The sequence below is a fragment of the Nocardia sputorum genome (assembly GCF_027924405.1).
Lineage (GTDB): Bacteria > Actinomycetota > Actinomycetes > Mycobacteriales > Mycobacteriaceae > Nocardia > Nocardia sputorum.
On sequence record NZ_AP026978.1, the window covers coordinates 3295858 to 3319722 of the forward strand.

General features: G+C 67.5%; 23 protein-coding genes. 15 read left to right on the forward strand and 8 right to left on the reverse strand.

Annotation, left to right across the window (positions count from 1 at the left end; all coding sequences use genetic code 11):
- Nucleotides 1-51: 51 nt before the first annotated feature.
- Nucleotides 52-1074 carry a zinc-dependent alcohol dehydrogenase gene (locus QMG86_RS15135; RefSeq protein ID WP_281880253.1) on the reverse strand — a complete coding sequence of 341 codons (1023 nt, stop codon included), beginning with the start codon at nt 1072-1074 and terminating at the stop codon, nt 52-54.
- Nucleotides 1075-1208: 134 nt separating this feature from the next.
- Here QMG86_RS15135 and QMG86_RS15140 point away from each other — a divergent pair, with 134 nt between their 5' ends.
- The 8 genes from QMG86_RS15140 (at nt 1209) to QMG86_RS15175 (ending at nt 10785) form a co-directional block, all read left to right on the forward strand.
- Nucleotides 1209-2480, forward strand: a complete 1272-nt coding sequence (locus QMG86_RS15140) for a sulfotransferase family protein (RefSeq protein WP_281880254.1) — start codon at nt 1209-1211, stop codon at nt 2478-2480.
- A 57-nt stretch (nt 2481-2537) separates the two neighbouring features.
- Entirely contained in the window at nt 2538-3776 is a 1239-nt protein-coding gene (locus tag QMG86_RS15145; protein ID WP_281880972.1) for an alkyl sulfatase dimerization domain-containing protein, read from the forward strand.
- Entirely contained in the window at nt 3773-4516 is a 744-nt protein-coding gene (locus QMG86_RS15150) for an SDR family NAD(P)-dependent oxidoreductase (protein WP_281880255.1), read from the forward strand. Before QMG86_RS15145 ends, QMG86_RS15150 begins: the two co-directional genes overlap by 4 nt.
- 55 nt (nt 4517-4571) lie before the next feature.
- Nucleotides 4572-5501, forward strand: a complete 930-nt coding sequence (cysD, locus tag QMG86_RS15155) for a sulfate adenylyltransferase subunit CysD (RefSeq protein ID WP_281880257.1) — start codon at nt 4572-4574, stop codon at nt 5499-5501.
- Nucleotides 5501-7423, forward strand: a complete 1923-nt coding sequence (gene cysN / locus QMG86_RS15160) for a sulfate adenylyltransferase subunit CysN (protein WP_281880259.1) — start codon at nt 5501-5503, stop codon at nt 7421-7423. The genes cysD and cysN overlap by 1 nt, the downstream gene beginning before the upstream one ends.
- Nucleotides 7424-7429: 6 nt before the next feature.
- Entirely contained in the window at nt 7430-8155 is a 726-nt protein-coding gene (locus QMG86_RS15165; protein WP_281880260.1) for a 3'(2'),5'-bisphosphate nucleotidase CysQ, read from the forward strand.
- Between the two features lie 303 nt (nt 8156-8458).
- Complete coding sequence (locus tag QMG86_RS15170) at nt 8459-9931, forward strand: FAD-dependent oxidoreductase (RefSeq protein WP_281880261.1); 1473 nt, start codon at nt 8459-8461, stop codon at nt 9929-9931.
- 62 nt (nt 9932-9993) lie between these two features.
- Entirely contained in the window at nt 9994-10785 is a 792-nt protein-coding gene (locus tag QMG86_RS15175) for an SDR family NAD(P)-dependent oxidoreductase (RefSeq protein WP_281880262.1), read from the forward strand.
- A 148-nt stretch (nt 10786-10933) separates the two neighbouring features.
- On the opposite strand, the gene QMG86_RS15180 is transcribed toward QMG86_RS15175, so the two are convergent.
- The gene (locus QMG86_RS15180) at nt 10934-11374 is read right to left on the reverse strand and encodes a nuclear transport factor 2 family protein (RefSeq protein WP_281880264.1); all 441 of its coding nucleotides are present in this window, start codon (nt 11372-11374) and stop codon (nt 10934-10936) included.
- Nucleotides 11375-11668: 294 nt separating this feature from the next.
- Here QMG86_RS15180 and QMG86_RS15185 point away from each other — a divergent pair, with 294 nt between their 5' ends.
- From QMG86_RS15185 to QMG86_RS15205, 5 genes are all read left to right on the forward strand, one after another.
- Nucleotides 11669-12616, forward strand: a complete 948-nt coding sequence (locus tag QMG86_RS15185) for an SMP-30/gluconolactonase/LRE family protein (protein ID WP_281880265.1) — start codon at nt 11669-11671, stop codon at nt 12614-12616.
- A gap of 36 nt (nt 12617-12652) precedes the next feature.
- Nucleotides 12653-13558, forward strand: coding sequence for an SDR family NAD(P)-dependent oxidoreductase (locus QMG86_RS15190; RefSeq protein WP_281880266.1), 906 nt, complete (start codon nt 12653-12655; stop codon nt 13556-13558).
- Between the two features lie 263 nt (nt 13559-13821).
- Nucleotides 13822-14814, forward strand: a complete 993-nt coding sequence (locus QMG86_RS15195; RefSeq protein ID WP_281880269.1) for a cytochrome P450 — start codon at nt 13822-13824, stop codon at nt 14812-14814.
- Nucleotides 14815-14822: 8 nt separating this feature from the next.
- A complete protein-coding gene (locus QMG86_RS15200; RefSeq protein ID WP_281880270.1) occupies nt 14823-15143 on the forward strand; it encodes a 2Fe-2S iron-sulfur cluster-binding protein in 321 nt (106 codons plus the stop codon).
- Between the two features lie 3 nt (nt 15144-15146).
- Entirely contained in the window at nt 15147-16430 is a 1284-nt protein-coding gene (locus QMG86_RS15205) for an NAD(P)/FAD-dependent oxidoreductase (protein ID WP_281880271.1), read from the forward strand.
- A gap of 69 nt (nt 16431-16499) precedes the next feature.
- Here QMG86_RS15205 and QMG86_RS15210 read toward each other — a convergent pair whose 3' ends face one another.
- From QMG86_RS15210 to QMG86_RS15235, 6 genes are read right to left on the reverse strand one after another with little or no spacing between them, the layout of a single operon-like run.
- On the reverse strand, nt 16500-17468 hold the full coding sequence (locus QMG86_RS15210) for an alpha/beta hydrolase (RefSeq protein WP_281880273.1): 969 nt from the start codon (nt 17466-17468) through the stop codon (nt 16500-16502).
- Between the two features lie 4 nt (nt 17469-17472).
- A complete protein-coding gene (locus QMG86_RS15215; protein WP_281880274.1) occupies nt 17473-18198 on the reverse strand; it encodes a GntR family transcriptional regulator in 726 nt (241 codons plus the stop codon).
- Nucleotides 18195-19454, reverse strand: a complete 1260-nt coding sequence (locus tag QMG86_RS15220) for a CaiB/BaiF CoA transferase family protein (RefSeq protein WP_281880275.1) — start codon at nt 19452-19454, stop codon at nt 18195-18197. Before QMG86_RS15220 ends, QMG86_RS15215 begins: the two co-directional genes overlap by 4 nt.
- On the reverse strand, nt 19451-20551 hold the full coding sequence (locus QMG86_RS15225) for an acyl-CoA dehydrogenase family protein (RefSeq protein ID WP_281880276.1): 1101 nt from the start codon (nt 20549-20551) through the stop codon (nt 19451-19453). Before QMG86_RS15225 ends, QMG86_RS15220 begins: the two co-directional genes overlap by 4 nt.
- Nucleotides 20548-21705: an acyl-CoA dehydrogenase family protein gene (locus tag QMG86_RS15230; protein ID WP_281880277.1), complete on the reverse strand. Its 1158-nt coding sequence runs from the start codon at nt 21703-21705 to the stop codon at nt 20548-20550. Before QMG86_RS15230 ends, QMG86_RS15225 begins: the two co-directional genes overlap by 4 nt.
- On the reverse strand, nt 21702-22502 hold the full coding sequence (locus QMG86_RS15235; RefSeq protein ID WP_281880278.1) for an enoyl-CoA hydratase-related protein: 801 nt from the start codon (nt 22500-22502) through the stop codon (nt 21702-21704). The genes QMG86_RS15230 and QMG86_RS15235 overlap by 4 nt, the downstream gene beginning before the upstream one ends.
- A gap of 135 nt (nt 22503-22637) precedes the next feature.
- Here QMG86_RS15235 and QMG86_RS15240 point away from each other — a divergent pair, with 135 nt between their 5' ends.
- Both QMG86_RS15240 and QMG86_RS15245 read left to right on the forward strand, forming a co-directional pair.
- On the forward strand, nt 22638-23396 hold the full coding sequence (locus QMG86_RS15240; RefSeq protein ID WP_281880279.1) for an SDR family NAD(P)-dependent oxidoreductase: 759 nt from the start codon (nt 22638-22640) through the stop codon (nt 23394-23396).
- A complete protein-coding gene (locus tag QMG86_RS15245) occupies nt 23393-23794 on the forward strand; it encodes a VOC family protein (RefSeq protein WP_281880280.1) in 402 nt (133 codons plus the stop codon). The genes QMG86_RS15240 and QMG86_RS15245 overlap by 4 nt, the downstream gene beginning before the upstream one ends.
- The last annotated feature ends 71 nt before the right edge of the window (nt 23795-23865 follow it).

The following is a 23865-nucleotide window of genomic DNA, read 5'->3' on the forward strand; positions in this document are numbered from 1 at the left end:
GAACTATACGTCGGATATTCGACGCGTCAGAGTGAGCGTCGAGTGCGGCCGTCACTGGTTGATCTCGATCAGAATCTTGCCGCACTCACGGTTCTGTTTCAGGGTGTTCAACGCGTCGTCGATGCTTTCGAGCGGGAAGCGGTGGCTGATGAGCGGGGTGAGGTCCCGTCGCTCGAGCAGGTCGATGGCGTCGCGGAAGCGGGGCGGGTACTCGATGGAGCCGCGGATGGTGAGCTCGCTGGTCAGCACGTGGAGGAAGTTGACCTCTACCGGGGCATAGTGGACCGCCACCACCGAGATACGCGAGCCCCGCCCGGCATTGGCGATGATGTCGCTCAGCACCTTCCCGGCCCCGGACGCTTCGATGAAACCGGTAGTGGCAGCCGTGTCGCCGGACATCGTCGGAGTGGTGCCATGCAGCAGGCGCAGCTGCTTCCACACGTCGTCGGTGGTCGGGTCGATGGTCGCGCTCGCCCCGAGGGCCTCGGCGAGGCGGCGACGCGTGGCCGACGGTTCGATGCCGACGATGCGCTCGATACCGCGGTCGGCGAGCGTGGCGATGGCGGCCAGACCGATGGGGCCGCAGCCGAATACCGCCACCGCGTCGTCGGGCGCCAGATCGGCCTGGTCGACAGCGTGCATGCCCACCGCTACAGGCTCGGCCAGTGCAGCTATCTCGAAGGGCATGTCGTCGGGGACGGGGAACAGCCGATCGCCGGCGGCGGCATCCCGTACGAGCACGGCGTCGGCCAATCCACCTTCGGGTGAGCCGTTCCCGATGCGGCCGATGTCATCTCGGCCGGGGTGCACGACGACGCACTGCCCCGGCCGCAGGTCGGTCACCTCCGAACCGACGATGGTGATCACACCGGACATCTCATGGCCGAGGGGCATCGGGTCGGGCCCGGGACCGGCGACGCCGCCGAGGCGGATGTAGCCGAGGTCGCTACCGCAGATTCCGCAGGCGCGCAGTTCGACGACCGCGTCCCGCGGTCCGCACTCCGGCAGCTCGACACGGTCCAGGCTGACCGCGCCCGGCCCGTGGACGCGGACCTGCTTGATGGTGGAACTCACTGCAACCTCCTGGTCGGGTTCGACGCCGAACTCGGATCCCTTGACGGCCCGGGTCGGTACCTGCCATATTGGCGTCGTACTTTCGAATGCTAAGTCGAATATCCGACGTACGCAAGATGTGAAGGGGCCCCTCGATGGCCGATGCCGCCCGACCGATAGTCCTGGACGACTTGACTACCCCTCGCCTCAGCGAGGTCCAGCGGAAAGTCCTTGCCTACGCCGAAGCCAACCCGGTGAGCCTGGAGATCGACCGAATCGTCGAGGAGGCGGCGGCACAGGCCGGCGCCACCGATCTGGACGACGGTGATGGCTTCGGGCAGCGCCTCTCCGCGTATGTGGACGCAGTGGAGCAGGACGAAGGGTTGACGCAGCTCGGCCGCCGCACCCTGCGCTCGCGCGTGGTGCGATTGCTGCGCAACCGACTGTCGCTGGTGGATCTGCTGAGGCGCTATCCGGAGATCGAGTCGATCCCGATCGAGAAGCCGATCATCGTGGTCGGAATGCCGCGCTCGGGCACCACTCATCTGGTCAACCTGATCGCCGCCGACCCCCGGCGTCGGTCGCTGCCGTACTGGGAGAGTCAGGAGCCGTTGCCGGTGCCCGGTCAGGGGCCCGGTCTCGACGGCCTCGACGTGCGCTACCGCCAGGCCAAGGACCAGCACGACGCGCTGCAAGCCAGTTCGCCGGTGCTCGCGGCGATGCACGATCGCTACCCCGAAGCGATCGAGGAGGAGGTGGAGCTGCTCGACCTCGATTGCGCGAGCTACGTTTTGGAGTGGTACGCCCGGGTGCCGGCTTGGCGGGATTTCTATCTCGGGCTGGACCAGCACAGACACTACGCGTACATGCGAAAAGTTCTGCAGGCGTTGACGTTCCTGCGAGGCCCGCGCACATGGGTGCTGAAGTCACCGCAGCACAGTGAGCAGCTCGGTCCGCTGATGCAGACCTTCCCCGACGCCACCGTCGCCTTCACCCACCGGGATCCGGTCGCGGTGATCCAGTCCACGATCACCATGATGGCTTACCCGGATCGGCTGCGCCGTCGCAGCATCGAACCGGCGTGGTTGCTCGAGTATTGGACCGACCGGGTGCATCGGCTGCTCGGCGCCAGCGTGCGCGACCGCGATCTCGTGCCCGCCGACCGGCGCATCGATATCGGCTTCCACCATCTGAACGGCAACGAGATCCCGCTGCTCGAGCAGCTGTACGACCGTGCCGGAGTGGAACTGACCAGCGAGGTCCGCGAACGTTTCCAGGGCTACCTCGACAACAACCCTCGCGGCAAGCACGGGCGCATCCGATACGACCTGCCCGGGCACTTCGGCGTCACCGCCGAGGAATTGCGTACGCGCTTCGACTACTACTTCGACGCTTTCGATGTGCGCGTCGAAGGCGCGAGTTCATAGCAGCAGTGATCCGAATATTTCTGAAAGGACAATGGCGTGAGTAGCGAACTCGAAACATTGCCGCCGATTCACCTCAGCCGCCCGGGCGCCGACCAGATGGCCGCCGCCACCGCGGAACAGGCAACCGAAGTGGCGCCAGGGATCTGGTGCTCACCGGGACTGAGTAATGCCTACCTACTGACCACCGACAGCGGCCGCGTGGTGGTCAACACCGGCATGGGCTTCGAATCCCCTGTGCACCGTGCCAATTTCGATGCGGTGGACGACTCGCCGATTCGTTACGTAGTGCTGACACAGGGCCACTACGACCACGTCGGTGGCCTCGATCAACTGCGAGATCCCGACACCCTCGTCGTGGCCCAGGCCGATTGGCGGCGCTGGCGCGACGACAACCAGCGCCTCGCCGCCTACCGGGCGAGCAGGAGCTCGTTCGCCTTCACCGAAAAGGTCATGGCCGGCAGAATCGCGACCCAGAACCGTTTCGGCCATGTGCCCGATCAGAGCACCCCGAACGTCGACATCGAGGTGAACGACAATCTGACGCTGACCGTGGGCGGCCGCACGCTCGAGCTCCTGGCCACACCCGGGGGCGAGACCACCGACTCCCTGGTCCTGTGGCTGCCAGAAGAGCGGATCTGCTTGTCTGGCAATACCTTCGGCGCACTGTTCGGGCACATTCCGAACCTGGTCACCATGCGGGGCGACCGTTACCGCGACGCACTCGCAGTGATCGATTCCATCGACCGTGTCCGCGACCTCGACGCCGAAGTCCTTCTGACGGGACACTTCGAGCCCCTCGTCGGCGCGGAGCGGATCCGGGCGGAACTCACCCGACTGCGCGACGCTGTCGAATACCTGCACGACGCGGTCGTCGCGGGAATGAACGCGGGCAAAGACGTCTACACCCTGATGCGCGAGATCACCCTTCCACCTGCCTTGGCGGTAGGGGAGGGCTACGGCAAGGTGCCCTGGAACGTGCGCGCGATCTGGGAGAACTACTCGGGGTGGTTCCACCACCGTTCGACAACCGAACTCTACGATGTCGCACCCGCCGAAGTCGCCGCCGACCTCGTGGAGCTGGCAGGGGCCGACGCCCTGATCGATCGGGCGGCCGCCCACCTGGAAGCCGGTCGGCCGATCCACGCACTCCACCTCGTCGAAGCGATCGTTCAGGTGCAACCCGAGCACCAAGCGGCCAAGGATCTGCTGGTCCGGGCGCACCGAAAGCTGCTGGAGGACAGCACGAACTTCTGGGAATCGGCCTGGCTCACCAAGCAGATCGGAATCCACTCGTGACCAACGAAATCCGTTTCGACTTCACCGGAACCAAGGTTCTGGTCACCGGTGGGACCAGTGGTATCGGACACGCGACCGCGCTGCTGTTCCGCGACGCGGGCGCGGATGTCATCGTGACCGGAACCCGGTCGGACGCGGCGCAGTACGACGCCGACCTGACGGGTTTGGACTACCGGCGATTGGTTCTCACCGACGAGGAGTCGATCGACGAGCTGGTCGCCGGTATCTCGACCCTCGATGTTCTGATCAACAACGCCGGGGCCAACTTCCCCGGCGGCCTCGACGAGAGGTCGCCCGAAGGTTTCGAACGCTCGGTGGCACTGAACTTGGTCGGCATGTACCGGGTGACACTGACGCTTCGGGAGAAGCTGGCCGCGTCCACCACGGCGGGTGGCGGCTGCGTGATCAATCTGGCTTCGATGGCCGCGCTGCGCGCCGTGCCGATCGTGCCGGGGTATGGGGCGGCCAAGGCGGGCGTTATCAGCCTCACCCGCAACCTCGCCGTTGCCTGGGCGGGTGAGGGGATACGGATCAACGCTGTCGCGCCGGGAACGATTCGGACCCCGATGACGGCGCCGATGCGCCCAGAGACCGCCGCCGCGGAACTCGCGCACATACCTGTCGGGCGTTTCGGCGCTGTCGACGAGATCGCCCCCACTATCGCGTTCCTGTGCACAGCGCAGAGCTCGTACACCAGCGGTGCGGTCTTCGTCGTCGACGGCGCGTCCGACTGCGTCTGACGATCCGGCCTGCGACCTCGGAGCGTCGCATTCAATCGAAATCACTGGAGTCACCATGACGACCCTGGTCCACGACGAGCCCGCAACGGGTCTCACCCACCTGCAGCGGCTGGAAGCCGACAGCATCCAGATCATCCGTGAGGCAGTCGCCGAGAGCGAGCGTCCTGTGATGCTGTACTCGATAGGCAAGGACAGCTCGGTCCTGCTGCATCTGGCGCGCAAGGCGTTCCGGCCTTCGCGTTTGCCCTTCCCGCTCCTGCACGTCGATACCACCTGGAAATTCCAGGCTATGTACGCCTTCCGCGACGCGGTTGCCGCCGAACCCGATCTCGATCTGATCGTGCACCGCAATCCCGACTGTGTCGCCCAGGGCATCAACCCCTTCGACCACGGGTCGGCTCTGCACACCCAGATGTGGAAGACCGAAGGGCTCAAACAGGCCCTGGACGAGTACGGCTTCGATCTCGCCTTCGGCGGAGCGCGTCGCGACGAGGAGAAGTCCCGGGCCAAGGAACGTGTGTTCTCCATTCGCTCCGAAATGCACCGTTGGGACCCGAAACGGCAGCGCCCCGAGCTGTGGCGGCTCTACAACGCGAGCAAACGCCCAGGCGAGAGCGTGCGCGTCTTCCCGCTGTCGGACTGGACCGAACTCGACATCTGGCAGTACATCCACCGTGAGCAAATTCCGCTCGTCCCTTTGTATTTCGCGGCGCCCCGGCCGGTGGTGGAGCGTGACGGGACGCTGATCATGGTCGACGACGATCGGATGCGGCTGCAGCCAGGGGAACAACCGCAGCAACGCATGGTGCGCTTCCGGACCCTGGGTTGCTACCCACTCAGCGGCGCGATTCCCAGCACCGCGACCACTCTTCCCGCCATTGTGCAGGAAATGTTGCTGACCACCAGCTCAGAGCGGCAAGGCCGGATGATCGACCACGACGGTTCGGCGTCGATGGAGAAGAAGAAGCAAGAGGGTTACTTCTGATGGCGCACACCACCGACGACCTCGTCTCGACCGACATCGAAGAGTATCTGCGCCGCCACGAGCGCAAGTCGCTGTTGCGGTTTCTCACCTGTGGCAGCGTCGATGACGGCAAATCGACGCTGATCGGCCGACTGCTCTACGACAGCAAACTCGTCTTCTCCGATCACCTCGCCCAGTTGGAGCAAGACTCCCGAACAGTCGGAACCCAGAACGGCGAACTGGATTTCGCGCTACTGGTGGACGGATTGGCCGCCGAGCGCGAACAGGGCATCACCATCGATGTGGCCTACCGCTTCTTCTCCACCCAGAAGCGGAAGTTCATCGTCGCCGACACTCCCGGACACGAGCAGTACACCCGCAACATGGTCACCGGCGCCTCGACCGCCGACGCCGCGGTGATCCTCGTCGATGCCCGCAAGGGGCTCCTGACGCAGACCCGTCGACACAGCTTCCTGGTTTCGCTGCTCGGCATCCGCCACATCGTGCTCGCGGTGAACAAACTCGATTTGGTCGGCTACTCGCAACAACGGTTCGACGAGATCGAGGCCGACTATCGCCAGTTCGCCGCCGGCATCGGCCTCACCGAAATCACCTGCATTCCGATCTCGGCGCTGCGGGGAGACAACATCACCGAGACCAGCGCCGATACACCCTGGTATACCGGGCCCACGCTCGTGGGCCACCTCGAATCGCTTCCGGTCGACGATGGCGTCAGCAGCGGGCCGTTCAGGCTGCCGGTGCAGTGGGTCAACCGGCCCGACCTCGACTTCCGCGGCTACAGCGGCCAGATCGTCGGCGGCGCCGTCCGTCCCGGCGACCGCATTCGGGTCCTGCCTTCCGGACGCGACACCACGATCGCCCGGGTGGTCACCGCGGAGGGTGACCTCGACCTCGCCGTGGCCGGCCAGTCCGTCACAGTCGTACTCGCCGACGAGATCGATGTCAGCCGCGGGGACGTCCTGGCAGACGCGAGCGCGCCCCCCGAGGTCGCCGATCAGTTCGAAGCGCATCTGGTGTGGATGAGCGAGCGCCCGATGCTTCCCGGCCGCACCTACGAGATGAAGCTGGCCACCAGCGGCGCCGTTGCCCAGGTGGCCCGGCCGAAATACACGATCAACGTCAATACCCTCGAGCACACCGCCGCTCGCGCCCTGAGACTCAACGAGATCGGGGTCTGCGATCTGCATCTGGATCGGCGAATCCCCTTCGACCCGTACGCCGCGAACCGGGACATGGGTGGATTCATTCTCATCGACCGGCTCACCCGCGATACCGTGGCAGCGGGGATGCTGAAGTTCGCGTTGCGCCGGGCCGGCAATATTCATTGGCAGCACGTCGACATCGATAAGCAGGTGCGAGCGCAGGCCAAAGGACAGCAACCCGCGGTCGTGTGGTTCACCGGATTGTCCGGCGCGGGTAAGTCGACCATCGCGAATCTCGTCGAGAAGCGCCTGCACGAGCAGGGATTCCACACCTACCTGCTCGACGGAGACAACGTCCGGCACGGTCTCAACGCGGATTTGGGATTCACCGACGCCGACCGGGTCGAGAACATCCGCCGGGTGGTCGAGGTCGCCAGGTTGTTCGCCGACGCCGGACTCATCGTCCTGACCTCGTTCATCGCCCCGTTCCGCGCCGAGCGCGATCTCGCACGCGAACGCATCGGCGCAGAGGACTTCTTCGAAGTACACGTCGACGCTCCACTCGAGGTCGTCGAGTCCCGTGACCACAAGGGGCTGTACGCCAAGGCGCGCCGCGGCGAGCTGACCAACTTCACCGGCATCGATTCCCCCTATGAGGTACCGGAATCCCCGGAGCTGCGGCTGGACTCCGGCGGAGCACACACCCCGGAAGCTTTGGCCGAGCAGGTCATCGATCTGTTGCGAACAGCAGGAAAACTCGATCCGGACAGTGCGCGGTAGACGGTGATGGACGACCACGCTGTTGCCGCCGAGGCGGCCGCGCAAGTCGGTCGGCGGTTGTTGGCCATTCGGGAGCAGGGCGGCGCCGCGGGTGACCGGCACGGCAACGAACTGTTGCTCGAACTCCTCCATCGCCTACGCCCCGACGATGCGGTCCTGTCCGAGGAGAGCCCCGACGATCACTCCCGGCTGGACAGACGACGCGTCTGGATCATCGACCCGCTCGACGGCACCCGTGAATACGGGGAACCGCCGCGCACCGATTGGGCAGTGCACGTCGCGCTCGCCGTCGACCATGTTCCGGTGGCCGGGGCTGTCGCTCTGCCGGGAACCGGGCTCGTTCTGCACACCGGTGAACCTCCGGCGCCACCATCGCGGTCCGCGGGTCCCCTGCGTATCGCCATCTCACGTAGCCGCCCGTCCGAGTTGGTGCGACGTGTCGTCACCTCGCTGTCGGCGATGCCCGTGCCGATGGGGTCGGCCGGGGCGAAGGCGATGGCCGTGGTGCAAGGCGTCGCCGATGCCTACCTGCACTCCGGAGGCCAGTACGAGTGGGATTCCTGCGCCCCTGTCGCGGTCGCCGCCGCTGCGGGCCTGCACGTCTCCCGTCTGGACGGCACTACGCTGCGTTACAACCAGGCGGACCCGTACCTGCCCGATCTGCTGATCTGCCGACCCGAGTTGGTCGAGATCATCGTCGGGGCCGTTCGAACCGAACCAGCCCGGCCGTGAATCGTGGCGACGCCACGGGTTGAGGGCCATTCGCGTCGTCCCAGGCGAACGGCGCGGAATCCTCTCACTGAGTGGGAATCTCCGAACGTCGCCGATCCGGCACTGACGATACTGGGCGCGATCGAGTTGACGAGGATGGCTGGACGGCCCTACCTGCTCGTTCCTGTGCGGTGTGTCGGCTCCGGATGAAGCCGCTTTGCCGACCGCTGCGACGCGAATCGGCTCGTCCCGCTCTCGTGCATCACCGCAGCCCTCGATCGATCGGCGGTATTGATCGCCGGTAATACGGAATAGGAGTGATATATGTCGGACGTCGGAAGTGTCCACCCGGAACAGATGGCAGCGGTCGCCGAGTGGGATTACGAAGCCGATGTGGTCGTCGTCGGTTACGGAGTCGCCGGGGTCAGTGCGGCGATCGAGGCAGCCCGTGCGGGTGCTGACGTCCTGGTGCTCGAGCGCACCGGCGGGTGGGGCGGAGCGGCGGCGCTGTCGGGTGGGTTCATCTATCTCGGCGGAGGCACGTCGCTGCAGAAGGCGCTCGGCTTCGAGGACACGCCCGAGAACATGGAGAAATTCATGACGGCCGCCCTCGGGCCCGGCGTCGACGAGGCGAAGATCCACGATTACTGCCAGGGCAGTGTGGAGCACTTCGATTGGCTGGTCGCGCAGGGTGTCCCGTTCAAAGAGGAGTTCTGGGGCGAACCGGGCTGGGAGCCGCCTGCCGACCAGGGGCTGATGTTCTCCGGCGGCGAGAACGCCGCGCCGTACAACACCATCGCCACCCCGGCGCCGCGCGGCCACCTTCCTCAGATGGCGGACAAGCACACCGGTGAGAATGGGGGCGGCTACATGCTCATGAAGCCGCTCGCCGATATGGCCGAGTCACTGGGTGTGCGCGCCGAGTACGACCTTCGTCTGCAGCGCCTGATCGTCGGTGACGGCGGTTGTGTCGTCGGCGTCGTCGCCAAGCGCTACGGCAGGCTCGTCCATATTCGCGCCCGCCGGGGTGTGGTGCTGGCGACCGGTAGCTTCGCCTACAACCAGCAGATGGTCGAGGCGTACACACCGCTGCTGATCAACCGGCCCGCGGCTGCCATCGAGGAGCACGACGGCATCGGCATCCGGGTCGCCCAAGCGCTCGGTGCTCAGCTGGCCCATATGGATGCCATCGAAGTTGCCATCTTCGCCGATCCGCAGATGATGGCGCGCGGAATCCTGGTCAACGGGCGCGGTCAGCGATACATCCCCGAGGACTCCTATCCCAGTCACATCGGGCAGGCGACGCTGATCCGCCAGAGCAACCAGGCATTCCTGATCATCGATGAGTCCGCGCTGGAGGAGTCGCAGGACACGGTTTCCACGACCGCGGCGATGCGCAGTGAACCGCCCACGTGGGTAGCGGAGTCCGTGGAAGAGCTGGAGTCCGAGATGGGCTTCCCCGCTGGGGTTTTGCAGGCGACCGTGGAGGTCTACAACCGTCATGCCAAGGACGGCGCCGATCCGCTGTTGGGCAAGAAGTCCCAGTGGGTCAAGCCGATCGGGACCCCCCTGGCCGCCTACGACCTGCGCAATCGCACGGGCGGCTTCACCCTCGGCGGTTTGAGGACCGATCTCGACTCGCGGGTTCTGCATGTGTCCGGGGAGCCCATTCCTGGTCTTTTCGCTGCGGGGCGGTGCACTTCCGGTATCGCCGCAGGGGGTTACGTCAGCGGCGCTTCGCTCGGCGACGGCAGCTTCTACGGCCGCCGGGCCGGCCGCGCGGCCGCTGGATCCTGAGGCACAGGGCACTCCGAGACACGCAGCGGGACCGGCACGTAACGACATGGAAAGAGAGGCACATGCGACTCGAGGGAAAGGTCGTCGCTGTCACCGGCGCCGGCAACGGAATCGGGCGGCACACAGCGCTGCGACTACTCGAACGCGGAGCACACGTCGCACTGATCGACGTGCAGGAGGGTTGGCTGCGGGAAACTCGCTCGCTGGCCGGACCGCGGGGCAATCGGGTGTCGCTGCATGCCGCCGATGTCACCGATGTGTCCGTGGTGGACGCGTTGCCCGCCGCGGTCATCGCCGCACATGGGCAGATCGATGCGCTGATCAATGTCGCGGGCATCATTCACCCGTTCGCTCCGGTCACAGACCTCGACCGCAGCCGGATCGAACGGGTCATGCAGGTCAATTTCTGGGGCACGGTCAACATGTGCCTGGCATTCTTGCCCGAACTGCGGCAACGGCCGCAAGCCGGGCTGGTCAACATCTCGAGCCTGTCGGCGCTGGTTCCCTTTGCCGGTCAGACCTTCTACAGCGCTACCAAGGGAGCTGTCAAACAGTTCAGCGAAGGTCTGTACCAGGAACTCTTGGACACGAATGTCGCTGTCACCACAGTTTTTCCCGGCAATATCAGCACCGCCCTGACCGGTAACTCCGGAGTCGAGATGATCGACACCGGTGGTCGCAAGGTTCCGGTCACGACACCTGAGCGAACCGCGGAGTCGATCGTCGCGGGCCTGGAGAAGGGCAGCTTCCGCGTACTCGTCGGCCGGGATGCCAGCCTGCTGGATCGGCTTGTGCGGCTCGCACCTCGGCGCGCGGCGGACGTTGTCGCCAAACAGATGAAAAGCGTGCTCTGACCATCCCGGTCGACTGACCTCGCATCGTCCACTGTGCTTGGGCGCGTGAATGGGGTGGGGTCCTGGCTCGGATGAGCGGTAGCGAGCGCGAAGGCTCGCACAACTGGCACGGGATAGTTGTGGGCGTATCCTCTCACCGGTCGTGTGCTCATGCGTTCTGCGGCGCTCCGAGTACGGTGATATCGCCGAGTTCGATTCGGACGTCGAAGCGGCGGTGGGTGATTCGCCAGCCCTCGGGGGTCCTCCGCAGCCGGTCGTAATAGGTGCCGATGGACTCGTACGGTTGCAGATTCGCGCGCTCACCCGCGCCGATGTGCACTACGCGGATGTAGCAACTGGACTGCGCCTTGTCGCCTTCCACGGTGATGCGGTGGTTGCCCAGCAGGTGTTGCGAGGGGCCGCACGGGTCGAGATAGCCGGAGATGATCCGGATGAGTTTCGAACGACCTTCGACCTGGAAGCCGCCGTAGTCGCCGGACGCGTCGGGGTGGAAGACCTCGTCGAGCAGCGGCCAGTTACGGGTGTCGAGTGCGTAGCTGTAGCGGTTCAGCACATCGATGATGGCTTGATGGTCGGAATGATCGGGCATGGTGGAAGGTCCTTTCCGTGCGGTGCCGTCCCCCTCGTCGCAGCTCGTTCATGACAGCAGGCCGGGCAGCGCGTGCACACCGCCCGTTCCGCTCGTCGGGAGGAGAACCACCCGGCTCGACGGTGCTCCCGCTGAATGGGAGCGCGGCGCTCGTGGAGTGATGCGGGCCCTATCGTCCTGACATGCCAAGTCCTTGTGACCCAGTTCACGCGTGAGTTCCAGCCCGCGCGTACCGGTTTTCGCCGTCAGCGGAGCCGGCGACATCGGTCACCGTTTCCCCGGAAGGCCCAGACAATGACCAATCCCGTCGACACCGTCGCTGCCGCCGTCAACGCCGCCGGCGCCACGACCTTCGAGGCCCGCAGGGTTTCGAGCGGATACTCGTGGCCGGAGTGCCCGCGGTGGCACGAGGGCACCTTCTGGTTCTCGGACATGTACACCGGAACCCTCAAGACGCTCGACGCCGACGGCAACGCCACCGTCGTCGTCGACGCGACCGGCCGCGCCGCGGACACCGACGTCCCGATCGTGCTCGGTGGGTTCGGCTGGCTACCCGACGGCCGCCTGATCGTGGTGTCCATGCACGAGAAGCTGGTGCTGGTGCACGGTGGCGGCGACCCCGGCGACCTGTCGGTGTACGCCGATATCTCGCAGTACTGTTCGGCCGCCGCCAACGACATGGTGGTCGACGCCGACGGCCGCGCCTACATCACCCAGCTCGGCTTCGACCTCTTCAAAGGCGAAGAGCCGAAGCCGTCGCCGCTCGTCGTGGTGGAGCCGGACGGCACTGTCGGCACCCCGGAGAAGGTGGGTCCGCTGCTGTGCGCCAACGGAATCGCGATCAGCGCCGACGGCACCAAGGTCTACACCGCAGAGGTCATGGCCTTGAAGATCACCGTGATCGACCGCGCCGCGGACGGCACCCTCTCCAACCCACGGGAATTCGCCACCTGCCCGTTCATGCCCGACGGCATCGGTCTCGACGCCGAAGGCGGCGTGTGGGCGGCGTTGCCGGGCGGCGGCTACGTCGCGCGCTTCACCGAGCAGGGCCTCACCGACGCGGTCCCCATGCCGCTGGACAACGGCATCGCCTCGGCGTGCCTGCTCGGCGGCCCGGACCGGAACACGCTCTACATGACGGTCGGCTTCGAGGTCTTCGACTTCGAGAAGTCGGCACGGGAGGCCCTGGGCAGCATCTGGGTCGCCGATGTGGCGCACCGCGGCGGCGACACCCGCCCCTGATCCGACCGCCACAGCCAGGAACACGAGGAAAACACAATGGCAACTCTGGATTTCAGCGATCGCGTCGTGATCGTGACCGGCGCGGGCCGCGGCATCGGCCGGGCGAACGCGCTGCTGCTCGCCTCGCGCGGCGCTGCCGTGGTGGTGGGCGACCTGGGCGCCCGCGCCGACGGTTCCGGTGTAGAGGGTGACGATCCGGCCGCGGCCGTGGTCGACGAGATCACCGCCGCAGGCGGCAAGGCCGTCGCCTGCACCGCCGACGTGTCCACCGAGGAAGGCGCACGCGCCCTGGTCGACGCCGCCGTGTCGTCGTTCGGCGCGCTCAACGCCGTCGTCAACAACGCCGGTATCGTCCGCGCCGCGCCGTTTCGCGAGGTGCCGGACGAGGAGTACCAGCGCCACCTGAACGTGCACTACTTCGGCGCGATGCGGCTGTGCCGTGCGGCCTGGCCGCACCTGCTCGAGGCCGCGGCTCCGCGCGTGGTCAACACCATCTCGCAGGCCATGCTCGGCAACCCGGGGATGTCGCACTACGGCGGCTCCAAGGGCGCGCTGTTCGGCCTGACCCGCAACCTCGCGCTCGAGGGCTTGGAGGCGGGCATCAAGGTCAACGCCATCGCTCCCGGCGCGAGCACCCGGATGCTCGAGGCCGCCGCCGACACGCTGACACCGGAGATCATGGACTACATGCGCACGGCGATGCTGCCCGAGCACATCGCCCCGGTCGTGGCCTACCTGGTCCATCCCGACTGTCAGGTCACCGGCGAGGTGTTCAACGTGGCCGGCGGCATCGTGAACCGGCTGGCCCTGGTCAACACCGTCGGCATCCACGATCCCTCGCTCACCGTCGAGACCGTGGCCGAGCAGTTCGAGCAGATCATGGCGATCACGCCGCAGGCCGTGCCGCAGGTCGTCGCCCCGCCCCAGCTGCCGGTCTCCTGAGTCCCGACGTCACCTTGGAGAGCCATCACATGAGTACAACCCAGACAGCGGCCACCGAATACCCCTTCGGTGCGGTCACTCCGGAGGAAGCGTCCGCGCGGTACCACGCCATCGCCGCGGATCGTCCGATGACGAAGATGACGTTGCCGTTCGGCGGAGACGCCTGGATCATCCATCGCAACGCCGCAGCGCGGCAGATGCTGAGCGACCCCCGGTTCGTGCGTGAGCCGTTCCGCACCGGTGAGCGCGTGACCCCGTACTTCGTGGAGTTCCCGGACTTCTTGCGGACCACTCTGCAGTTCGAGGATCCGCCGCATCACACCAAGCTGCGCAAGCTGGTGCAGCGCTCGATCTCGCCGAAGCGGGTGAAGGCCATGCGCGATTCGGCGGTGGAGTTCGCCAATCATCTGATCGACGAGATGGTCGCGAAGGGCGCGCCGACCAACCTGGTGCACGATTACGCGGTGGCGCTGCCGATCCAGATGTTGGCCAACCTGCTCGGTGTGCCGCCGGAGGACAGGCCCAAGTTCCAGAAGTGGAGCTCGTCGACCCTCGCCGTGGCGAACATGCCCGAAGAAGAGGTCGTCGCGAACATGACCGAGCTGGTCGTGTACATGATGGGGCTGATCGAGGAACGACGGAAGAACCCGCGCGAGGATCTGCTCAGCGATCTGGCCAACGCCCGCGACAAGGACGACAGCCTCACCGACGCCGAGATCCTGCCGATCGCGCTGGTGCTCATCATCGGCGGCTTCGACAACACGGCGAACTTCATTTGCGCCGGTGTGTTGTCGCTGCTGCGCAACCGCGATCAGCTCGAGCTATTTCTGCAGGACCCGGACGGCATTGCGCCGACCGCGGTCGAGGAGATCCTCCGGCACGGACGAATGGCGCTCGGCGAAACTGTCATCGGTTCCGGTGCCCTCGTTCCGTTCGTCGCCACCGAGGACATCGAACTGGACGGTCAGCTGATCGCCCGGGGTGAAGCGGTGCTTGTCGATCCAGCCGGCGCCAATCACGACGGGGTGGCCCTCGAACGTGACGAGGTCTTCGATATCCGCCGCAGCAATAATCCCCACCTGACCCTCAGCTATGGCCTGCACCATTGCCTCGGGGCGCCGCTGGCCCGTATGGAGATGCAGGTCGGCCTTGCCGAGCTGTTCAAGCGCCTGCCGGGGCTGAAGCTCGAGGGGGAGGCCGTCGTCGACATGGACAATCTGACCCAGCCGGTCGTCGATCTGCCGGTCAGCTGGTAGGAGCAGCGATGCCGAAAGTGTTCTACACCCAGCCCGACGGCGTGGTGAAGGTCGTCGACGGCGTCGCCGGCGACTCGGTCATGTCGACCGCTGTACGGAACGGCGTGAACGGCATCGTGGGCCAGTGCGGTGGCACGCTGTCGTGTGCCACGTGCCACGTCTACCTCGATCAAAAGGAGCTCGGGTTCTTTCCGGAGCCCACCGAGGACGAGGACGACATGCTGGACTGCACGGCATCGGACCGGCAGGACAACTCACGCCTGTCCTGCCAGCTCGAATTGTCGGAGGGGATCGACCTGCACGTGACCATCCCCGAGGAACAGGTCTGAACGATGACCGCAGCGCAGGACATTCCTGGTGCGGAGGCGTCGGCGCCGCACAGCGTCGTGGTCGTCGGGGCCTCGCACGCTGGTGTGCAGCTCGCCGATCGCCTCCGCGCCGAGGGCTACACCGGAGAGATCACACTGATCTCGCACGAACCACACCTTCCGTACCAGCGGCCACCGCTGTCCAAGGCATGGCTGAAGGGCGAGGCGAGCAGTGACTCGGTGCTGTTGCGCGGCGCCGCCCACTACGCGGACCAGAAGATCGAACTGATCACCGGGGCGCGGGTGGAGAAACTCGAGCGGACCCCGGCGGGAGTGCAGGTGGAGTTCTCCCGGTACCGCGAGCGCCTCATCCGGCGGTTCGACCGGCTGGTGCTGGCGACGGGGGCGCGGGCGCGGCGGTTGACGCTGCCGGGCGCGGACCATCCCGACGTGTTGGTGTTGCGAGACCTGGACCACGCCCGGTCGCTCGCCACCCGGGTGCAGGCCGGGCCCATGGTCGTCGTCGGCGGCGGGTTCGTCGGCTTGGAGGTCGCCGCCACCGCGCGGGCACTGGGGGCGCAGGTAACCGTGATCGAGGCGGGTGAGCGGCTGCTCGCTCGCGCGGTGGGCCCGGACACGGCCGGTGTCCTGCTCGCCGCCCATCGCGCGATGGGCACCGAGGTCGTGCTGGGCGCGGCTCCGGTGGAGATCCTGCACGGGGACAACGGGATTCGCGCGGTGCGGCTCGATGACGGCCGTGAGATACCGGCCGTGACCGTGCTGGTGGGGATCGGGGCCGAAGCGCGCACCGAGCTGGCCGAACAGTTCGGGCTGGAATGCGATGGCGGAATCGTCGTCGACGAGCGGTGCCTGGCCTCCGACGGGTGGACGCTGGTGGTGGGTGACTGCACCACTCACGTGTCCAGCACCGGCAGCCGCTACCGGCTCGAGTCGGTGGACAACGCGGTCGAGCAGGCCAACACCGCAGCGGCGGTATTGCTGGGCAGGGCGGTCCCGGATCGGGCCGCCCCGTGGTTCTGGTCCGATCAAGGCGATCACAAGTTGCAGATCACGGGTCTCATCGGTGGCCACACTTCGATGCTGGTGCGGGTGGACCCGGATCGCCCGCGTCGCCGGGTCGCGCTGTACTTCACCGATGACGTGCTGATCGCCGCCGAATGCTTGAATTCTCCGGCAGACTTCGTGGCATTGCGGTCAGCGCTCGGCAAGGGCCATCGTCCCGGTCCAGAGGTTCTGTCCGACAACACCGTTCCGCTCAAGAAGCTCCTGGCGCCGGTGCGCGGCTGAGCATCGGGCACAACATGACACCGGCCCCGGAGCATCCGCTCCGGGGCCGGTGTCATGTTGTCGCGCCGGTTACGCCTGCCGAAAACGCGCCGCCACCAGGGCACCGACCTCGGCCATCGCCGCCCGAGCGCGGGCGACCGAGGCGGTCTGCATAGCGAAGCCATGGCCCACGCCCGGGTAGCGCAGCTGTGCGGTGGGTACGCCGGCGTCGCGCAGCCGGTCGCCGTAGGCCTCGACGGCGTCGCGGATCGGATCGCCGTAGCCGACGGCGATGATGGCCTGCGGCAGATCCGCGAGCGAATTCGCCAGCGCGGGTACGCCATAGGCGTCGTCGGCGGCTGGGTCCTCGCCCAGATACAAGCCCTTCATCCAGTCGATGTCCGCAGCGGTGAGAAAGGGGGAATCGCCGAACTCGCGCATCGACGGACGCTCTGTGCGTCGTTCGACGCCGGGATAGAACAGCACCTGCTGGGCGATGGCGGGCCCGGCCAGGTCCCGGCTGCGCAGCGCGGTCGCCGCTGCCAGGCCGCCGCCCGCACTGTCGCCGCCGACGCCGATGCGGGCGGCGTCGACGCCCCATGCCGCGGCGTTCGCGCTCACCCAGCCCAGTGCCGCGTAGGCCTCGTCGTTGGCGACGGGGTAGCGATGCTCGGGTGCGAGCCGGTACTCGACGTTGAACACCACCGCACCGGTGGCGTGGGCGACATCGCGGGCGAGCCGGTCGAAGGAGCGCAGCGTGCCCATGATCATGCCGCCGCCGTGGAACCAGACGAGTGTGGGCGCCCCCGTCTTCGGGGCCGCGTACGGGCGATAGACGCGCAGCGGAATGGTGCCGTGTGGACCATCGACCACCGTGTCGTGTACCGCCGCCATCTCCGGGCCGGGCGGGCGCACGATGGACTCGAGCGAACGTCGGACCGCCTCGACACCGACGGTGCGCGCCGGGGCCGCGGCGTTGCGCTCGATCCGTTCGACGAGCACGGCGACATCGGGATCCCAGGCGAAACGGTACGGCGGATGCTCGGTCGGAACAGTCACTGCTCTACTCCTCGGGAACGGTGGGATCGGCCGGGTGAGCCGTAGCTGTGCGCGTGGCGCGCAACATGATCCCGGTGCTCGTCTCCCCACCTCGGCGGTGCTCGTTCATCAACTCGACGAGCCGCTCGTTGTCGTGGCGGGCGAGCGCTTCGATCATCTGGTCGTGTTCGGCCACCACGCGGGCGCGGGCGGCCGGATCGTAGAGGTAGGCGGCGTGGTACGGCATGGCCAGCGTCCACAGCCGCCGGATCTCGGCGACCACCAGGTTCAGTGGCGATCGCTCGAAGATCGCGAAGTGGAAGGCGTGGTTGTGCAGCCGCATGGCGAGCACGTCGCCTTGCTCGGCGGCGGAGACCACCAGTTCGGCGGCCCGGCTGACCTCGGCGAGGGCGGCTTCTGGAAACGGCGGCAGCGACCGCAGCACCTCGGGCTCGAGCGCGGCACGCATGAGGTAGATCTGGTCGAAGTCCGACTGTTGTAGACGCGCCACTGTGTAGCCCACGTTGGGCTCGTGCTCGACCAAACCCTCGGCGGTGAGATGGCGCAGCGCCTCCCGGATCGGCAACCGGCTGACGCCGAGCCGCTCGGCCATCAGGACTTGGCGGATCGGCTGGCCGGGCAACAATTCCCCGGACACGATCAGGCGCTCGATTTCCTCGACGACCCGGCCGGTTGCCCGTCCGACGTCCCGCACTCCATCCGTTGCCGTGCTCTCGGCTCGCTCGCTCACGGGTCTCCGAAGATACCAGCTGCCCGCAGCGCGGCGATCCGCTCGGCGCTGTAGCCCATGGCGCTCAGCACGCCCGCGGTGTCGGCGCCGCGCGGCACAGCGGGGCGCGGGGTGCGGTGCGGTGATCGGCTCAGCTTGACCGGTACACCGACACCTCGATAGTCCTTCGTCTCGAGGAACAGGCCGCGATGGCGCGTCTGCGGGGCCTGCAGCGCCTCGTCCACGGTGTTGACCGGCGCGGCGGCCACGCCGACCTGCTCGAGTCGCAGGGCCAGTTCCTTCCGCGACCACGGTGCGATCCGTTCGGCCAGGATCGCGACGAGTTCCTCACGGTGGGCGTAGCGCTGCCCGTTGGTGGTGAAGCGCGGGTCATCTGCGAGTTCGGGCACCCCGAGCGTCTCGGCGAGTGAACGAAACTGACGATTGTTGGCCGCGCTGACGAAGAAGTCGCCGTCGGCGGCACGGAATACCTGGTACGGCACCACCGTCGGATGGAAGTCCCCGGTCCGCTGCGGCACGTTGCCGCTGGCGACCCAGTTGGCCGCGTGCGGATGCAGGAGGGAGATGACCGAATCCAGCAGCGCCAGATCGACCAGTTGGCCCCGGCCGCTGCGCTCGCGTTCGAGCAGCGCCAGCAGGATGCCGTTGACTGCGAAGTTGGCGGTGACGATGTCGACGATCGGCACCCCCACCCGCAGCGGATTGCCGTCCGGGTAGCCGTTGATGCTCATCAGTCCGCCGAAGGACTGCAACACCGCGTCGTAACCGGGCAGCCCGCCCATCGGCCCGTCCACGCCGAAACCGGTGATGCGGCAGTAGATCAGGCGCGGATGCCGCTGTGCCAGCACCGTCTCGAAATCGAACCCCCAACGCGCCATGGTGCCCGCCTTGAAGTTCTCGATCACAACGTCAGCGCCGGCGAGCAGGTGTGCGAGGATATCGCGGCCTTCGTCGGTGCGCAGGTCGAGACCGATGTTGTCCTTGCTGTGGTTGAGGCTGGCGTAGTACGCGCTGCTGGCGCCCTCATCGACGAACGGCGGCCCCCAGCCGCGGGTCTCGTCGCCGCCGGGCCCCTCCACCTTGATCACCTCGGCGCCCTGGTCGGCCAGCATCTGCGCGGTGTACGGGCCGGCCAGCACGCGGCTCAGATCCAGCACGCGTAGCCCGCTCAGCACGCCGTTTGCGGTCGCGGTGTCCGCGGCGCGCCAAGCGGCGCGGCCGTCGACGCCCGTCTCGTCGGTGGTGGTGACACTCATCGTGAAGTCCTCTCTGCGGCAACGGCTCCGGTCGAATCGGTACCGGTGATCAGCTCCCACGGATCGGCGCCTCCATCGAGAATCTGCCCGGCCAGCACCTCGGCCCAATACCGCTCCGAACCGTAGCGGTCCCGCCAGCTCCACAACGCGGTGGTGGAGCGCCCGAGCATGTGCTCGGAGGTGAAGCCGAGGGCCCCGTGGATCTGGTGCCCGGCGGCGGCAACTTCCCGGGCCGACGCGGAGGTCACCACTTTGGCAGCCGCGATCGCGCTGCGCCGTGCCGCGGAATCCTCGCTCGCGGCGTCGTGGGTCATGGCGGCCTCGGTCGCCGCCTCCATCAACGCGGTGAGCGCGGCGAGCCCGGCAAGCCGTTGCTGGATGGCCTGGAACTTGGCGAGCGGGCGGCCGAACTGGACCCGTTCGGCGGCATAGCGCAGTGTTCGATCGCGAACCGCACCCGCCGCAGCGGTCAGCGCCACCGCGTAGGACAGCGCGCCACGCTCGTTCAATTCTTCTATGGAAAAAGTTGATTCGTGCAGCTGGACCGGGGTCGCCTCGAAGTGGTAGTCATCGAGCGAGGCGCCGAGCAGGTCACTGCCGCGCTCCACGGTGACACCGGGCGCGTCGGCCGCGATGATCGCGACCGACGGCCGCTCGCCCGCACCGGGCGCGGGTAGTAGCACCACCAGTATGGCGGCGTCGGACCCGTGGACCACGCCGGTGACGGTGCCGTCGAGCACCGTGCCCTCGGTGGTGTCGCGCGCGGTGCAGTGGTCTCCTGCGACAGCGAGGGTTGCGGGACCGCTCGCCGGGCTGCCGGTGCACTCGGCGATTAGGCGGCCGGCCAGCATCGTGTGCTCGAGCAGCATCGTGAGCGCGCCCCGCGCGGTGACGGCGTGCACCACCGACAGCGCGTCGGCCGTGCTGCCGCCGCTGCCGCCGTGCTCCTCCCGGATGCCGATCTCGGTGAAGCCCGCCTCGGTGAGGGCGGCCCACAGCGCGCCGTCGGTTCCCGCGGCGGGGGTGGTGGTGTCGATCCCGACGCGCTCGGCCATCGCGGCGACCGCCTCGATCAATTCGGTGTTCCAGTGCGTCATCGCAAACCCATTCCGCGCGCGACGATTCCGCGCAAGATCTCGTTCGTGCCGCCGCGAAGGGTGAACGCCGGGATGTGCAGAATCCCGGTCGCGAGCAGCCGGGCGAACGGGTCACCGCCCTCGCGGCGCGGTGTGACGTCCGTGCACGCGCGGATCGCCTCGACCACGTCGCCCTCGAAGGTGGAGCCGAGATCCTTGACCATCGCCGCGAGCACGTCGGGCTTGCGCCCGGCGGCGAGCTCGGTGGTGACCGCGAGAGACATCCGGCGCAGCCCCCAAGCGCGGGCGGTGAGCGCACCGAGGGTGACCCGCTGCTGCTCGGTGGCGCCGGTGCGCCGCAGTTCGGCCGCCCAGGCGCGCAGCAGCGGCATGGTCGACAGGTAGCGCTCCGGGCCGGAGCGCTCGAAGGCCAGTTCGCTCATCACCTGTGCCCAGCCCTCGCCGCGCCTGCCCAGCAGGGCGGCCGCGGTGACGTGCGCGTCGTGGAAGACGACCTCGTTGAAATGCGCGCCGCCATCGATGCTGCGCAGCGGGCGCACCTCGATGTCCGGATGGTCCAGGTCGACCAGGAACTGGGAGAGGCCGGCGTGGCGGTCGCCCGGGCCGCCGTCGGTGCGGGCGAGCAAGACCATCGCATGCGCCACGTGCGCGCCGGTGGTCCAGACCTTGGTGCCGCTGATCGTCCACGAGCCGTCGGGGTGTTCGATCGCCTTGGTCCGCACGGCGGCGAGGTCGGAGCCGGCGTCGGGCTCGCTCATTCCGATGGCGAAGAACAGTTCGCCCGCGGCGATGCCGGGCAGGTAGCGCTGCTTCTGCTCCTCGGTGCCGTTGGCGAGGATGCCGGGCGCCATCTGTCGGTCGGCCACCCAGTGCGCGGCGACCGGCGCGCCGTGGGCGAGCAGTTCCTCGGTGACCACGAAGCGTTCCAGCAGCGGCCGCTCGTGCCCGCCGTACCGGCGCGGCAGTGTCATGCCGAGCCAGCCGCGCGCGCCCAGCCGGGCACTGAAGACCGGGTCGAAGCCGCTCATCCAGTTGTCCGGCGCGGGGGAGAAGGCACCGGTGTCGAGTTCCGTGCGTAAGAAGGCGCGGACCTCGTCACGCAGCCGCCGCAGGGCGGCGTCGTCGATGACCGAATCGGTGACGACGGCGGTCATCGGCCCGGTCCCCGTGACGACCAAGAGCCCTCGCCCTTGCGCGACATCGACCACATCTGCACGCCCCGCTCGATTTCCAGGGCCGACGACCAGCTGACCGCAGGAGGGCCGAGCTCGAGCCGGGCGCTGTTCATGATCCGGCGGGTGAGCTCCGCATCGGTGGCGGCCGGTGCGGTCAGCTCGGCGATGCGCGCGTCCAATTCGGACTCGTCGACGGCCAGGTGGGCCAGCCCGCGGGCGACGGCCTCGGTGCCGGACAGCGAGAGGCCGCAGGCGGCCAGCGCTATGGTGCTCGACCAGCCGACGGCTCGGCCGAGCAGGGCCAGGTGCCCGCCGCCCGGGTGGATGCCGCGGGCGAGGAATCCGCTCTCCAGCCGCGCCTGCGGGGTGACCACCATGAGATCGGTGGCCAGCGCGAGGTTGAGCCCGGCGCCGACGGCGCCGCCGACTACCCGCGAGATGGTCGGGACCGGCAGCATGCCCACTCGCACGAAGGCCCCGTAGACCGCGGATGTGCGGCTCACCGCTTCCGGCGAGGCGGGGTCGGCCGAGGAGGTCGCCAGGTCCCTGGTGTCGGCGCCGCTGCAGAAGTATGAGCCTGCAGCGCGCACCACGACCGCGCCTATGCCGGGATCGGTCTCCACCCGGGCGCAGAAGTCGCCGATGAGCGCGGCCATCTCCAGGGTGATGGCGTTCTTGCGGCGAGGGTTGTTCAAGGTGAGTTGCGCGACACCGTCGGTGAAGTCGGTCAGAACCGGCGGCTCGGGCGGCGTTTCGGCCGGATTGTCTGGCGTCATACGGGCACCGTAGCAGATTGGATCCAAAATAAAATCCAACAATGATTGACAATCTGGCCCTAGGCCTCGGAGAGTGGGGCGGAGGCAGGACGCCACCCTGCGATTCGGTGGCGGAATCGATCGAAAGGTGAACTCGTGTTCGAGTTGGACGGACGGATTGCCCTGGTCACAGGCGCGGGCCAGAGCGTGGGCGAGGGGATCGCGATGGTGCTCGCGCGCCAAGGGGCGACAGTCGTGGTGAACGACCTTTTCGCTGATCGCGCGGAGCGAGTGGCCAAGGCCATCACAGCCGAAGGGCGCAAGGCCATCGCCCGGCCCTTCGACGTCACGGACTACCAGGCGACGGTGGACGCGGTGCGCTCTGCCGAAGCTGAATTCGGCCACCACGTCGACATTCTGGTGAACAACGCGGGCATCGCCGAGGACCGTGTCATCAAGCCTTTCCGGCAACTGGACCCCGAACAGTGGCCGCCGTCGATCAACCTCAACATCTACGGCGCACTGAACTGCATCAAGGCGGTCATCGACGGTATGTGCGACAACGGCTGGGGTCGCGTCGTGCAGATCTCGTCGGGGTCGGCACGCACCGGGCAGAACATCAATTACTCGATGTACGCGACCGGCAAGAGCGGCATCGAGGGCTTCATCCGTCACCTCGCCGCCGAGACCGGCCAGTTCGGCGTGACCGCGAATATCGTCGCCCTCGGCCTGCAGGCGAATCTGGCGGAGAAGATGTCGCCGGAGCAGCTCGAGCGGCTGATCGCGGGGATCCCGATCGGCCGGCTGGGCGACCCCTTCGAGGTCGGAGCGTTCTGCGCGTATCTGGCGTCGAACGAGGCCGGCGGGATGACCGGGCAGACCCTCGATTTCAACGGCGGATCGCAGACCCGATGAATGGCACGCCCACAGCGCCGGTCACCCTCTCGCTCACCGCGATCCGGGTCACCGACCTCGCCAGGTCCACCGAGTTCTACACCGCCGGCTGCGGTTTCGCCCGCGAGAGCGGGTTCTCCACCGGCACGTTCGACGCGGTGATTCTGCGCGCGGGGAGGGCGGGTGTCGAACTCATCGCACCGCATGGTGATCCCGCGCCGGTCGAGCACGGCACGATGTTCGTGAAACTGGTGCTCAACACCGCGGATGTGGTCGGCCTGCTGGCCGCGGCCTGTGCGCACGGGGGCACCGAGGAGATGCCCGCCACGACGTCCGCCAGCTTCGGCGGACGCACCATCGGCAAGGTCCGTGATCCCGACGGCCACCTGATCGAGATCGCCAGCCCTGCGCCGGAATAGCCCGACCGCTGAGCGGGATGGCCCGGTGGGACGGCGCCGCGCGCGGGCTAGCGTGACGCCGTTCACACCGA